This is a genomic window from uncultured Jannaschia sp. (assembly GCF_947494055.1).
In the GTDB taxonomy this organism is placed as follows: Bacteria; Pseudomonadota; Alphaproteobacteria; order Rhodobacterales; family Rhodobacteraceae; genus Jannaschia.
Genome location: NZ_CANLTR010000010.1, coordinates 61,269 through 73,979, shown reverse-complemented (window position 1 = coordinate 73,979; position 12,711 = coordinate 61,269). Strand labels below are relative to the sequence as shown.

The following is a 12,711-nucleotide window of genomic DNA, read 5'->3' as shown; positions in this document are numbered from 1 at the left end:
GATGGATTTCGAAAAGACCGACGACCGCCGGATGCTGGCCGACAGCCTCGACCGGTTCCTGGCCGACACCTATCCGATCGAGCACCGAAACCGCGTGGCCTACGCGGCGCCGTTCCACGACCCCGAGCGATGGGCGGAGCTGGCCGAGCTCGGCATCCTCCACGCGCTCGTCCCCGAGGAACGGGGCGGCTTCGGCGGCGCGGGGTTCGACGTCTTCACCGTGTTCGAGTCGCTGGGCCGCGCGCTCTGTCCCGAGCCGGTGCTGCCCGCGCTTCTCGTCCTGCGCGCGCTGATGGCGACGGAGGCCGATCTCGAACCGATCCTGTCGGGCACGCGCCGCTACGCTCTGGCCGTAGGCGAGCCCGACGCGCCCTACGACCTCGACGCGATCGAGACGACGGCCGCCCGGTCCGGCGCGGGCTGGACGCTCACGGGCCGCAAGAGCGTCGTTTACGGCGCGCAGACGGCCGACGCGATCCTCGTCGTCGCGCGCGACGGCGACGCGCTCGGTCTCTACGAGATCGAAGGCGATGCGGCGGAGCGGATCGATTACGGGCTGATCGACGGCGGCGGCGCGTCCGACCTGTTCCTCGACGCGACGCCCGCCGACCTCGTCCTCGCGGACGCGGAGGCGGCGATCCGCGAGGCGCTCGACTGGGGCCGGCTCGCGCTCTGCGCCGAGGCTGTGGGCGCGATGGACGCCGCCAGGGACATGATGCTCGACTACATGCGCCAGCGGACGCAGTTCGGCCGTCCCATCGGGTCCTTCCAGGCGCTTCAGCACCGCGCCGTGGAGATGGTGACCGAGATCGAGCAGGCCCGTTCCCTCACCATCCTCGCCGCAGCCAGGATGGACGATCCCGACCGCGCCCGCCACGTCTCGATGGCCAAGAACCTGATTGGCCGGACGACGCAGCTCGTCGCCGAGGAAAGCGTACAGATGCAGGGCGGTATCGCGATGACCTGGGAATACCCGGCCTCGCATTACGCCAAGCGGCTGACGATGATCGATACCCAACTCGGCGATGCGGACTGGCATCTGGAACAGGTGATGGCGGCGCTGCAGGCGGCTTAACGGCTTAGAGGTTCGGGCGGAGAGCGTTCCTTCATCCGGCCCTGCCCGAGGCCGGGTGAAGCGATGCACGGGCAGGCAATGTATCCATCAGACCGGGCAACGGCGCCAAGGATCGATAAACGGCCCCGCGTTCGTCTGACGGGACCGCGCTAGCCCTTCCGATACCGGAACGTCCCCATTCCCGTGGCGACCTTCGTTCCCGTCGCGTCGGTGATCTCGCCTTCCGCGTAAAAGACCGAGCGTCCGCCGCCGACGCGCCGCCCCGTGCCGGTCAGGATCTCGCCCGTCGCCTGTGCGAGGAAGTTCGTCGTCAGCGACAGCGTCATCACCAGCTGCCGGCGATCCGGGTCGCCGGTCCAGGAGCCGGCATAACCCATCACCGTGTCGAGCAGGCAGGCATGGACGCCCCCGTGCGGAATACCGTAGCGGTTCATCAGCTCCGGCTTCAGCGGCAGATCGAACCGTGCGTAGCCGTCGTGCCAGGCCGTCATGCGGAATCCGAGATGGCTTTGGAACGGATAGGGCCCCTCGACGATGCGCGGGTCGAGTTCGGGGTCGTCCGTCGGCTCGTTCATGTCATCCCTTTCCCGGAACGTCGCTCAAGGTCCGTCCGGCGGCGACGAGGCGCGGCCCGTAGGCCTCGTGCAACTCCTCCGGCGTGATCAGAAAGGACGGCGCGCCCACGTTCAACGCGTAGATCCGATCGCCGTTCAGAGACACGACCGGCACGGCGATGCCGCTGATCTCGGGCCGCCATTCCCCGAAGGAGGAGCAGTAGCCGTGGGCGGCGTATTCCTCTGCGGCGCGGGCGAGGTTGCGGCGCACGAGATCCATGTCCTCCCGCCCTTCGGCCGCGGCGGCGTCGAGGATCCGGTTCCGCTCCGCCGCGGGCATGGCGCAGAGCGCGGCCCGCCCCATCGCCGAATGGAACAGCGGCAGCCGGGCGCCGACGTTGAGCGTCAGCGAGACGTCGGCCGTCGAGCGGTGGACGGCGGTGTAGATCATCTTGAACCGGTGCCGCTCGCCCAGGGCGACGGTCGCATTCGGGTTCGGCCCCTCCCGCTGCACCTCCCGCATGATCGCCGCGGCCCGGTCGGCGACGTCGATCCCGGCGAGCACCCCGTAGCCCAGCTGCAGCACGCCCGGGCCAAGCCGGTAATGCCCCGTCGCCTCGACATGCACCAGGTAGTCGAGCTGGCGCAGCGTATGCGTGAGCCGCGTCACCGTGGGCTTCGGCAGGCCGGTCCGCTGCGCGATGTCGCTGTTCGACAGGCTGTACTCGTTCGGGCGGAAACACCGCAGCACCTCCAGACCCCGGGCCAGCGCGGTCACGAAGTTCCGGTCGGAGCCGAACCCGGGCTCCGCCTCCATATCCGCGTCGCGTATCGCCATCGTGCCGTCACGCCTCATCCGTCCGGGCCGCCTCCCCCGGCACGGGCATGTCCGCCCGGGCCATAGCCACCGGGCCTCGTCGTGTCGAGTTGTGCGCGCCCCCGGCACAGATCCGTCACGGCGCGACCCCGAGCCGGGCCCGCGCCGCTTCGTACTCCGCCGCGAGGCGCGCGATCAGGTCCGCCGCCGGAACCACCGCCTCGACCGCGCCGATCCCCTGTCCCGCGCCCCAGATGTCCTTCCAGGCCTTCGCCTTCGACGCGCCGGAGCCGAAATCCATCATGCGGTCGGGCGGCGGCAGGTCGTCCGGGTCGAGCCCCGCGCGGACGATCGACGGGCGCAGGTAGTTCCCCGACACGCCGGTAAAGAGCGCCGAGGTCACGATGTCGGCGGCCCCGCCCTCCACGATCATCTGCTTGTAGTCTTCCGCCGCGTTGGCCTCCTCGGTGGCGATAAAGGCCGAGCCGAGATAGGCCAGATCCGCGCCCATCGCCTGCGCCGCCAGCACGCCGCCGCCGGTCGCGATCGCCCCGGACAGAAGGAGCGGTCCGTCGAACCAGGCCCGGATCTCCCGGATCAACGCGAAGGGCGACTGCACCCCGGCATGGCCGCCCGCACCCGCGGCGACGGCGATCAGGCCATCCGCGCCCTTCTCGACCGCCTTCCGCGCAAAGCGGTCGTCGATAACGTCGTGCAGCACGATCCCGCCTGCGCCATGCGCCGCCTCGTTCACTTCGGGCCGCGCGCCGAGCGAGGTGATCCAGATCGGGACCTTCCAGCGCGCGCAAATCTCGATATCGCGCTCGAGCCGCACGTTGGAGCGATGGACGATCTGGTTGACCGCGAAGGGCGCTGCCGGCCGGTCGGGGTTCGCCTGGTCATGCGCGTCGAGCGCCTCGGTGATCTGCTTGAGCCACGCTTCGAGCTGCACGGGCTCGCCCTCCCGCTCGCGAGCGTTGAGCGCCGGGAAGCTGCCGACGATGCCGGCCTTGCATTGAGCGATCACGAGGTCCGGCGTGGAGACGAGGAACATCGGGGCCGCCACGACCGGCAGGCGCAACCCGCGCAGGATGTCAGGCAGCGCCATGCTTACCCCCGAGATATTGCCGCGTGAGCCAGCATGCGACGAGCGCGGGCTTCGCGCCGCCTTCAACCTCGACGGTCACGTCCCAAGTCAGACGGAGTTCGCCCGGCATGGACGTGTCGCAGGTGTCGAGGGTGAACGTGCCCCGAACCCGCGACCCCGCCGGCACAGGGGCGACGAAGCGTACCCGGTCGAAGCCGTAATTCACGCCCATCCGTGCGCCGGCGGGTCGCGGCACCACCTGCCGGGCCATCGTCGAGAGAAGCGACATCGTCAAGAAACCGTGTGCAAGCGTGCCGCCGAACGGACCGTCCGCCGCCCGGATCGGATCGACATGAATATACTGGTCGTCGCCGCAGAGCGCCGCGAACCGGTCAATCATGGTCTGATCGATCACGATCCAGTCGGACGGGCCGTAAGTCGCGCCGGTGTGAACCGCGAAATCCTCGCGCGTGACGACCTGCATCCAAGCCAATACCCTCATTGTTCTGCCCAGCAAAATACAGTTTCACCGACGCTTCACAAGTCCGACCGCTTGTGCTCCGCTTCTGGTGTAGGAAACGCCGGCAAACTGCCATTATGCAGGGTTATCTTCCACTGGCGACACCGATTAGCTGCCATTATGGGCTTGGTCCTGTTCCAAATATGCGGAATTACAGTCACTTAGGAAGATCTACTCTTCGACATTGACGCTTCGACTGGCAGGTAACGAGGGCGCGCGTCTACATTGACGCGGGCCTGCCTTCCGTTCACCCTCTGTTCCAAGGGTCCGGACCCTTTCCGCAGTTACCTTCCCTCGCCGTCCCCACGGACGGCCGGGACGCGAGCCGCCTCGCCGCCGGCCGCGAAGCCTCTGGAAAGGACATCATGCCCCGCATCCCCATCGTGGCCGCGCGCTTTGCCGAAGTGCCTTCCGTCACAGACATCGAGCGCCGTCTGTACGCGCACTTGGCGCAGCTTCGGGGGCAGCGGACCGGAAACAACCCTGGGATGCCGTCGGACGGTGACGAGGACATCCATTTATGGCAGCTCTGCCTGCCCCGGTCCGACAAGATCCGTATCCATCGCCGCGCCCGCGCCCTCCACGACCGCGCCGAGGCCGCCACCGGTCTCGCGCATCTGTCCGCCGCGACCCGTGCCCGGCTTGCCGTGTTGCGTGATGGTGCCGATCTCGTAGGGATCCCGACCGAGCACCGCGCCGACGAGATCGCCGCCGCCCTGCACGCCGACATGCCGTGGATGGCGCCGGCCACCGAAACCGTCTGGCATGCGATGCGGCGCTCGGTCCGCGAGGGCGATCCCGGCCTGCGCCTGCCGTCGCTGCTGCTCGTCGGGCCGCCGGGGATCGGAAAGAGCCACTGGGCTCGGACGCTCGGATCGCTCGTTGGGGCCCCCACGACGATCGTCGATGCCACGAGCGAGCCCGCGGGGTTTGCAATCGTCGGCTCTCAGGTCGGCTGGGCGTCCGCCGGGCCGGGGCGGGTGCTTGAGATGATCCTGGCACATCGTGTCGCCAATCCTCTGATCGTGATCGACGAGATCGAGAAGGCCGGGTCCGTCGGGTCGAAGTCCGGCACCGCGCACGACCTCGCGCAGGCCCTGCTGCCGCTTCTCGATCGATCGACGGCGGCGGCGTGGTCCTGCCCGTACTTCCGGGTCCGCTTCGACATGTGCTGGATCGGCTGGGTGCTGACCGCCAACACGACCGAGGGGCTGTCCGCGCCGCTTCTGAGCCGCTGCCCGGCACTGCACCTGTCCGGTCCGACCAGGCAGCATCTTCAGGACTTCGCGGTCCGGCAGGCGTGCACCCACGGACTGCCGGACGAGGCCACGGCGGCAATCCTCTCGTTGCTCGAGCGGACACCCGACGGTGCCGCTCTCAGCCTGCGGACGATCCAGCGCTGCGTGTCGCGGGCCAAGGCGGCGCTCGCCATGCCGATGCTGCACTAGGGAGATGATGATGGACCGCAAGGCAAATGACAGGTCCAAGACCGTCGTCGACGCGGACGGTCGCGTTACCCAGCCGGAGGCGATCTACGTGATCTCGAAGGCCATGAGGCGGATCACCAGAGCCTGGTCACTCACGCCCGACGAGGCGGCGCGGCTACTCGATGTTCCGGGGGTAGTCTGGGCCCGCATTGCGGCAGGCTCCTACGAAGGGCCGTTCGAGGTCGGGCAGGTCAAGCGGGCCGGTTTGCTTGTCGCCCTTTACGAAGGCGGTCATCGAGCGTTCGAAGGACCTCTTGCGACTACGTGGGTCATGCGGCCGAACACAGGACCGGACTTCGGTGGACGCCGACCCCTCGATCTGATGCTGGATGACGGGATCGAAGGTATGCGGATCGTGCTCGCCCACCTGCAGTACATTTAGTACGGAAAGTAGGGCATACAGAGGACAGGTTGATCGGTGTTTCGGGAGACATCTCACATGGCCCCGGGACTGGAGCTTGCGTCGCTTCCGCCGCGCGCCCTGCCGGGGTCGATACCAGCCGATCTCGAGGTCTTCGCGATCGGCGACGTGCATGGGCAGGCCGATCTGCTTGCAGGCTGTCTTAAAGAGATTGCAAGAACACCACGGGCCCTGGGGACCGAACGTCTCGTCGTCTTCCTCGGGGACATCATCGACCGCGGTCCGGACAGCCTCCGGGCGATCGACCTCGCGATGGACGCAGCCAATGCCGCAAATGCTGATCAATCGGTCCTCCTGCCTGGGAATCATGAGTTGGCACTGCTTGAAGCCATAGACGACGATCCGGAGACATGGCTTGCGAACGGCGGCAAGACCGTCATGCGCGAAATTGACCCTGGATGGGAGCGAAGACCATGGTCTCGGGCACGGAGGTGTCTCTGCGCAGCGATCCCCGACACCTACGTTGCCGCCATCAAGGCGGCGCCGTCACATCTCCGGATCGGCGACCTGCTCTTCGTGCATGCCGGGCTGGACCCGTGCACCCCGGACGACATCCATCTCGCGCGGGACCGCCCTGTGGACGACGACAAACACTGGGCATGGATCCGTAATGAGTCCCTGACCTGGCAGGGCGGATGGGATGTCGATCCCGAAACCGGGCAACGCTGGATCGGACCGACAGTCGTCGTACATGGGCATACGCCGGCGGTCAGAACATCGCTGGCGGAGACGACCGGCGAACTGCTGCAGATGGACGGGGTGGAGGACTACCGGACGATCTGCCTCGATGCCGGGGCGGCGTACCGGCCGCAGCTCGGATGGGCGCGGTTTGCAAGGGAGGGCGAGAAGAGCGTCGGACGGATCGGGGTGGTCTTCGTCGGCTAGTCCGGATGAAAACCAAGGGGGCTGAGATGCCTGGAATGTCTCGGGAGGGCGGAGGGCGGCCGTTCGCTGCGCCTATGGCCAAAGGCCTACAATAAGATGAAGCGGTCGTTCGCTACACATACCGCGGAGCAAGTACATGGAGAAGGAATCTGTCTGGGAACTATGTAGAGGAGGCGCCGCAGGACGAGGGCGAAATTCTGACCATGTTAATGACGAAAAAATGGCTGACAAGGCAACTAATCGTTTTAGCATGTGAAGCTACCCTCTTAGTGTCACGACGGAATATTGGGAAATTTGGCTATGGCTGACGAGTTTGAGTTTGAAGACGAGGACGAACCAGAGGTCCAGGAGGACAGCTTTGCTCGGTTTTCTGAGGCAGTTCTATACTCGACGGATTGGACCGTTGAAACGCTTCTAAATCAACTACGTCGGGGAAACATCCAACTCAATCCAAATTTCCAGAGGCGGGATGCTTGGAGTAATTCAAGAAAGAGTCTCTTTATCGAGTCGATACTTATTGGTCTCCCAATACCGCAGCTTGTCCTTGCCGAGATCCCGACCGAGAAGGGGCGGTATCTGGTTCTGGACGGCAAGCAAAGGCTACTTTCCCTGCTCAAATTCACCGGTGGCGGAGAGGGGCCTGGGGAGGGATTTGCGTTGTCAGGCTTACACGCGAGACGTGACCTCCAACGGGTGCGTTATTCCCGAATGGAGGCCGACGCTGCACTTGAGGGGGACTTGAATTCATTCCTCAATTACACAATAAGAACAGTAATTATTCGGAACTGGCCGAATAGAGATTTTCTCTATCAGGTGTTCTTGAGGTTGAACACTCAAAGCGTGAAGCTTTCGCCACAGGAATTGCGCCAAGCGATCGCTCCAGGGCCGTTCACTACATTCGTCGATGATTTTTCCGCCGATTCAAGAGAAATCCAACGTCTTCTTGGGCGATCAAGCCCAGATCCTCGGATGAGAGACGTGGAGATCCTTGTTCGGTATCTGGCGTTTCAAACCCACCTCGCGGACTATCGAGGGCGTATGAAGAGTTTTCTCGATGAAACGTGCATACAGGGAAATGATAGCTGGGGGCAAAATGAGCAAACCTTCCGTCAGCTATCCGGCTCGCTTGATGAAGGAATAAGAACGCTTTTTAGGGTTTTCGAGGATCAGCTTGCTCGCAAGCCCGGTTCCCGATCATTCAATCGCGCCATATTCGACGCGCTCTCATATTATGCATCAGAGGCGGAGGTTAGGGAGTCTATGGAAGAAAACTCTGAACTGCTCCGCCCTGCATACAATGAGCTTTTCTCTGACCCAGGGTTTAAGGATGCTATAGAGAGTGATACTGCGGGCATACCGAACACCGTGATCCGTTTAAGAAAATGGGGTGAGACTTTGAATGCTGTCTGTGGTTTGCAGCTTGCCCTTCCCCATACTGTTGATGGCCGAATTCAATTTAATGGGTGACTGCCAGTGCCATCCAGCCATTACAGAGAGTTGAAGAAAAATGCTCAATCATTGCGAAAGCACCTTCTTCCGGCCAAGTTCAATCCTATGGGAGATTATCGCGAGCGTGTTTTCACAGGAGTTGTCGCGTTCAGAGTTTTGTGCCACGCAGCTATAGAGGAATATTTTGAAGTTCGAGCGATTGAAATAGCCAAGAGTGCTCTTTCTCAATGTCGTACTACTGGCAAAGTATCATTGCCGGCCATTGCTCTGATGGGTTTTAGTGGCCGTGAGCATGGGCTTCCGCCCCACACCATCGACCCTCCCGAACCTAGCAAGAAGAAGGCGTGGCCATCCGAGATCGAAATAAAGCAAAGACTGAATGATTGCACATGCTCTTTTGTCCAGCGGATTTCAAGGGACAATCACGGCGTTCGGGAGAGAAATATACTTTCAATGCTGATTCCGATTGGAATAGATCCTGTGGATATTGACCGACTATTTCTTTCTGAGATCGACAACTTCGGAATGTCTCGAGGCGACTACGCCCATAAAGCTCCTTCAATTCACACTGCCAAAAGGCCGGATCCGAAAGATGAACTCTCAAAGATCCAAAAATTATTGAATCTTATTGATCCTGTGGACAAGAAGCTCGATAGCTTGCTTGCGCTCACAAAAGCAAAGTAAACTCGAGCGATTTCGCTGAATATCCACTATGTGACGAAAGTGACGATATCGCAGTTGCCGCGAGGCACCTAACTTGCCGCACTGCTGCATTTCCGCCTTGAGCCTATATTGATCGACGCTGCGAGCACACAACTTAAAGCGCCGTAAAATTCACGCAGAACTCGAGGTCCTTAGCTCTGCATAAACGTCCCACCCGGTCAAATAGTCATGATTGCTTAGTGCCTCATGCACTCGAATGAGCTTTTTATCTCTTGGAATGTTGCGTACCTTTCCACGCCAATACTGTCCTAGATCCCCGACAATGGGCCAACTGAGGTTGCGCGCAAACGTCCCTACCTTACCCTGGTGAAAAATTGGCTGTACAACATGGAGCGACAGATGGTCATCAACTTTCTTATGGATTTCCAAGCAGGCTTTGCCTCGGTAACGGGCATCTAGATCCCATTGGAAGTAGCTCCATTCCGACGCGTTGTAAGGCGCATTTTCGGGTAGCTCTTCAGCCGCAGACCGCTGTTCATTCCAGTCCTTCTCCAGAATTTTCGGATTGGCTGTTCCTTCAGAAATGATGACTGGCAATGGTCCGAACACGTCGGAGCGGTGGAGGAGCGTACTGACTGGATCCTCAGTTCCTGCACCACCCTTCGGCTTTGAAATACCGCTCAAAGTAGCAGCGAGAGGTCGGCGACCAAAACGTTCTCGACATGTTTGGAGGTGTTTATCGGACGCATCTTGGCCTTCATCGTAAAACTTCTTTGCCAGCTTAAGCACCGCCTGTGCGTCTGTGCCTTTCATTACTACCCCGGCTTCGGCATGCCCAGTTCCTCCCCAGTTTAAACCAGGAGCAGACGCATTTGCCGAACCAAGCACCGCTCGTTTTTCCGATGCGTACATTTTGGCGTGCAGCGTTGGGTGAACTCGAACGTGACCAGGAAGCATCTTCATTAATGCCTCAAGTTCTTCCGGGTTTGTACCGCCGTGCGCAACGTTGAGAACAACATGGACATTCTTCGCTCGGGCAGAAAGTTTTAACGCTTTAGTCGCACCTCCCCCCCAGTACGAGACGGCGAGAAAAATCTCGCCAACTGCCGTACAGACTTTACGGGCTTGTTTTGCTGTTTCTTTGCCGGTTATTATTTTGGCCACTCAAATAATCCCTCTGAAATTGTATATTTTATTTTACGGAGCCAACCTCTTTCCTACTTGTTTCATAGCGATCATCTCAACGTAAGCAAAGCCGGTTCAGGTGGGCGATGTTGCACAAAGCAGCTTGAAGAGTGAGTTAGCCCTTTCCCACTTGAGGTCAGACGACGGCGTCGATCTCGGCTCTGCCGAGGGCTGAGACGCGGTTCATGATGGCAATGCGGATCTGGATTTCGGCGGTCTGACGGTTGGGCTCTCGTGACATGATCCTTTCGCCGAAGAGCTTCAGGCAGTTCATCCTGGCCTCGACGCGACTTCGAACATGGTATCCCGCCCATCTTTTCCATAGTGCCCGGCCCAGATGCCGGGTTGCCCGCAGGATCTCGTTTCGCGCGCTGGCAGCGGGACAGTCCTCCTTCCAGGCGCGGCCGTTGCGACGGATCGGGATGACCGCATCGGCGCCTCGGTCGATGATTGCGCCATGGCATCGTCGCGTGTCATAGGCGCCGTCGGCGGTGACGGTCTTCACCGGCTCGTCGACCGGGATCTGCGCCAACAACTCCGGCAGCAGGGGGCTGTCGCCCTGACGGCTCGAGGTGAACTCGACCGCGCGAACATCACCCGTGCCTGCGTCCATGGCGATATGGACCTTCCTCCATTGTCTTCGACGCGAGGCGCCATGTTTGCGGGCCAACCACTCGCCGTCACCGCGGAACTTGATGCCGGTGCTGTCTATGAGCAGGGCCAGCGGCTGTCCGGAGGCGCGATACGGGATCTGCACCGAGATCCGCGCCTGGCGTCGGCAAAGCGTCGAATAGTCTGGCATCGGCCAGTCGAGCCCGGCCATCCGGATCAGGCTCTCGACTAGCCCAACCGTCTGACGCAGCGGGAGACCGAAGAGCACTTTCAGCGTCAGGCAGGTCTGGATCGCGGCATCCGAAAAGGTCTCGGGCCGGCCTCGCTTACCGGACTTCTCCGCATGCCAGATCATGTCGGGATCAAACCAGACCGACAACGAGCCCCGCTTGCGCAGTGAGGCGTTGTAGGCTGACCAATTCGTCGTGCGGTAGCGCGTCGGAGAAGGCTTGGGCATAAGCCTGACCTAACCGTCAGGATTAGCCAAGTGAATCCCTGCAGCGATTTGCGCAACAACGTCGTTCAGGTGGACACCTCCGGAAACCTCTACCGCTCTGTGGCCTGTAATGATTCACTCCCCTTGAGACGGGGGAGGTTGCGATGTCGAAGCAGTCGGGGTTCTGGAGCGTCGAGGACCGGCTGGCGGAGATCTCGGCCGGGGGCGATCCGCTGGAGACGCTGAGCGCGACGGTGGAGTTCGAGCGCTTCCGGCCAATCCTCGAGCGCGCAGCGGGCCGGCCACGCAGCTCCAAGGGCGGGCGTCCGGCGATGGACGTGGTGCTGAAGTTCCGGATGCTAGTCTTGCAGAGCCTGCATGGGCTGAGCCTGGAGGGTGGAGCGGGACAGACATTGATCCAGTGGATCGATGTCCCGCGGAACGAACGGATGGTCCGCGATAGGTTGAGTTGGATGCGTTTCTGTGGGCTCGGGATCGCCGATACGGTGCCAGACGCGAACACGCTCTGGGACTTTCGCGAGGCGCTGATCCGGGCGGATGCGCTGGACGTCCTGTTCGCGGAAATGGACCTGGCGATCAACCAGGCGGGGTTCATCCCGCGCTCGGGTCAGATCGTGGATGCGAGCCTCGTCGCGGCGCCGCGTCAAAGGAACACCCATGGCGAGAAGGCCGCGATCAAGGCCGGGAAGACGGCCTCGGAGATCTGGCCGGAGAAGCCCGCGAAGGCGGCACAGAAGGATGTCGATGGTCGCTGGACGGTCAAATACAGCAAAGCCAAGGCGCATGCCGATGGCTCGAAGCCCGTCGACATTGCGATCCCGATCTACGGCGACAAGTCGCATGTCAGCATCGACCGGATGCACGGGTTGATCCGCCGCCAGATCGTGACGGACGCCGCGCAGCACGACGGCGCCCGGCTGCGCGAAGGCCTGATCCAGACGGCGAACACCGCCCGTGACGTCTGGGCGGATTCTGCATACCGCTCCGCCGAGAACGAGCGCTGGTTGAAGGCGAACGGAATGACCAGTCAGGTCCACCGCAAGAAGCCGCGCGGCCGCCCCCCTTTCGGGACATTGCTTCGCAATACCCTGACGGGCAATGGATGCCGCAGCGCACCTCTCGCGCCAACGGCCGCAAGTCGACGGTCCGCTCGAAGGTCGAGCACGTCTTCGCACAGCAGAAGGCCCGCATGGGGCTGAATGCGGCCCCCCCGGGGCCTTCCCGGGGGGGCCGCCCCCTCCCGGCGACACGGAGGCCGTCTGGGGGACGATCCGCACGATCGGTCTGGCCCGCGCCAAGGCCGCGATCACGCTGACCAACATCGCTTACAACATGACCCGACTGCGATGGCTCCAGAGCCGGACTCTGCCCACTTGACGGCAACGGACGCAAAACCCGCGTCTCCAGAACGCTGAAGCGGGCCGCGACCCCTCTCAGGGGGACCTCAAATCACGTCTCGCCAGGTTCGTCAGCCATCATCTCCGCAGAACCGCGCGTTC

General features: G+C 62.4%; 12 protein-coding genes and 1 pseudogene. 7 read left to right on the top strand and 6 right to left on the bottom strand.

The annotated features are described in order from the left end of the window. Position 1: 1 nt before the first annotated feature. On the top strand, positions 2-1,075 hold the full coding sequence (locus Q1A87_RS11210) for an acyl-CoA dehydrogenase (RefSeq protein ID WP_299651236.1): 1,074 nt from the start codon (positions 2-4) through the stop codon (positions 1,073-1,075). A 149-nt stretch (positions 1,076-1,224) separates the two neighbouring features. On the opposite strand, the gene Q1A87_RS11205 is transcribed toward Q1A87_RS11210, so the two are convergent. The 4 genes from Q1A87_RS11205 to Q1A87_RS11190 form a co-directional block, all read right to left on the bottom strand. Continuing rightward, positions 1,225-1,650 (bottom strand): PaaI family thioesterase, encoded by a 426-nt coding sequence (locus tag Q1A87_RS11205; RefSeq protein WP_299651233.1) that lies wholly within the window; start codon positions 1,648-1,650, stop codon positions 1,225-1,227. Between the two features lies 1 nt (position 1,651). Next, positions 1,652-2,467 (bottom strand): IclR family transcriptional regulator, encoded by an 816-nt coding sequence (locus Q1A87_RS11200; protein WP_299651230.1) that lies wholly within the window; start codon positions 2,465-2,467, stop codon positions 1,652-1,654. Positions 2,468-2,582: 115 nt separating this feature from the next. Then, the gene (locus Q1A87_RS11195; protein ID WP_299651227.1) at positions 2,583-3,554 is read right to left on the bottom strand and encodes a nitronate monooxygenase family protein; all 972 of its coding nucleotides are present in this window, start codon (positions 3,552-3,554) and stop codon (positions 2,583-2,585) included. Then, positions 3,541-4,035 carry a MaoC family dehydratase gene (locus Q1A87_RS11190; RefSeq protein WP_299651224.1) on the bottom strand — a complete coding sequence of 165 codons (495 nt, stop codon included), beginning with the start codon at positions 4,033-4,035 and terminating at the stop codon, positions 3,541-3,543. The genes Q1A87_RS11195 and Q1A87_RS11190 overlap by 14 nt, the downstream gene beginning before the upstream one ends. 383 nt (positions 4,036-4,418) lie before the next feature. On the opposite strand from Q1A87_RS11190, the gene Q1A87_RS11185 reads away from it, so the two are divergent. From Q1A87_RS11185 to Q1A87_RS11165, 5 genes are all read left to right on the top strand, one after another. After that, on the top strand, positions 4,419-5,501 hold the full coding sequence (locus Q1A87_RS11185; RefSeq protein ID WP_299651221.1) for an AAA family ATPase: 1,083 nt from the start codon (positions 4,419-4,421) through the stop codon (positions 5,499-5,501). 10 nt (positions 5,502-5,511) lie between these two features. After that, positions 5,512-5,922, top strand: a complete 411-nt coding sequence (locus tag Q1A87_RS11180) for an antitoxin Xre/MbcA/ParS toxin-binding domain-containing protein (RefSeq protein WP_299651218.1) — start codon at positions 5,512-5,514, stop codon at positions 5,920-5,922. A gap of 57 nt (positions 5,923-5,979) precedes the next feature. Beyond that, on the top strand, positions 5,980-6,846 hold the full coding sequence (locus Q1A87_RS11175; protein WP_299651215.1) for a metallophosphoesterase: 867 nt from the start codon (positions 5,980-5,982) through the stop codon (positions 6,844-6,846). Positions 6,847-7,146: 300 nt separating this feature from the next. Beyond that, positions 7,147-8,313 (top strand): DUF262 domain-containing protein, encoded by a 1,167-nt coding sequence (locus Q1A87_RS11170; protein WP_299651212.1) that lies wholly within the window; start codon positions 7,147-7,149, stop codon positions 8,311-8,313. A gap of 6 nt (positions 8,314-8,319) precedes the next feature. Continuing rightward, complete coding sequence (locus tag Q1A87_RS11165; protein WP_299651209.1) at positions 8,320-8,979, top strand: hypothetical protein; 660 nt, start codon at positions 8,320-8,322, stop codon at positions 8,977-8,979. Between the two features lie 150 nt (positions 8,980-9,129). On the opposite strand, the gene Q1A87_RS11160 is transcribed toward Q1A87_RS11165, so the two are convergent. Next, positions 9,130-10,122 carry a phospholipase D family protein gene (locus tag Q1A87_RS11160; protein WP_299651206.1) on the bottom strand — a complete coding sequence of 331 codons (993 nt, stop codon included), beginning with the start codon at positions 10,120-10,122 and terminating at the stop codon, positions 9,130-9,132. A gap of 157 nt (positions 10,123-10,279) precedes the next feature. Next, positions 10,280-11,212: an IS5 family transposase gene (locus Q1A87_RS11155; RefSeq protein ID WP_299651203.1), complete on the bottom strand. Its 933-nt coding sequence runs from the start codon at positions 11,210-11,212 to the stop codon at positions 10,280-10,282. Positions 11,213-11,355: 143 nt separating this feature from the next. Here Q1A87_RS11155 and Q1A87_RS11150 point away from each other — a divergent pair. Further along, a pseudogene (locus Q1A87_RS11150) lies at positions 11,356-12,589 on the top strand (IS5 family transposase). The last annotated feature ends 122 nt before the right edge of the window (positions 12,590-12,711 follow it).

Coding starts and splice junctions, on each gene's coding strand:
- Q1A87_RS11170 (WP_299651212.1), top strand. CDS start 7,147: ATGGCTGACGAGTTTGAGTTTGAAGACGAGGACGAACCAGAGGTCCAG.
- Q1A87_RS11155 (WP_299651203.1), bottom strand. CDS start 11,212: ATGCCCAAGCCTTCTCCGACGCGCTACCGCACGACGAATTGGTCAGCC.
- Q1A87_RS11185 (WP_299651221.1), top strand. CDS start 4,419: ATGCCCCGCATCCCCATCGTGGCCGCGCGCTTTGCCGAAGTGCCTTCC.
- Q1A87_RS11200 (WP_299651230.1), bottom strand. CDS start 2,467: ATGGCGATACGCGACGCGGATATGGAGGCGGAGCCCGGGTTCGGCTCC.
- Q1A87_RS11180 (WP_299651218.1), top strand. CDS start 5,512: ATGGACCGCAAGGCAAATGACAGGTCCAAGACCGTCGTCGACGCGGAC.
- Q1A87_RS11195 (WP_299651227.1), bottom strand. CDS start 3,554: ATGGCGCTGCCTGACATCCTGCGCGGGTTGCGCCTGCCGGTCGTGGCG.
- Q1A87_RS11190 (WP_299651224.1), bottom strand. CDS start 4,035: ATGAGGGTATTGGCTTGGATGCAGGTCGTCACGCGCGAGGATTTCGCG.
- Q1A87_RS11175 (WP_299651215.1), top strand. CDS start 5,980: ATGGCCCCGGGACTGGAGCTTGCGTCGCTTCCGCCGCGCGCCCTGCCG.
- Q1A87_RS11210 (WP_299651236.1), top strand. CDS start 2: ATGGATTTCGAAAAGACCGACGACCGCCGGATGCTGGCCGACAGCCTC.
- Q1A87_RS11205 (WP_299651233.1), bottom strand. CDS start 1,650: ATGAACGAGCCGACGGACGACCCCGAACTCGACCCGCGCATCGTCGAG.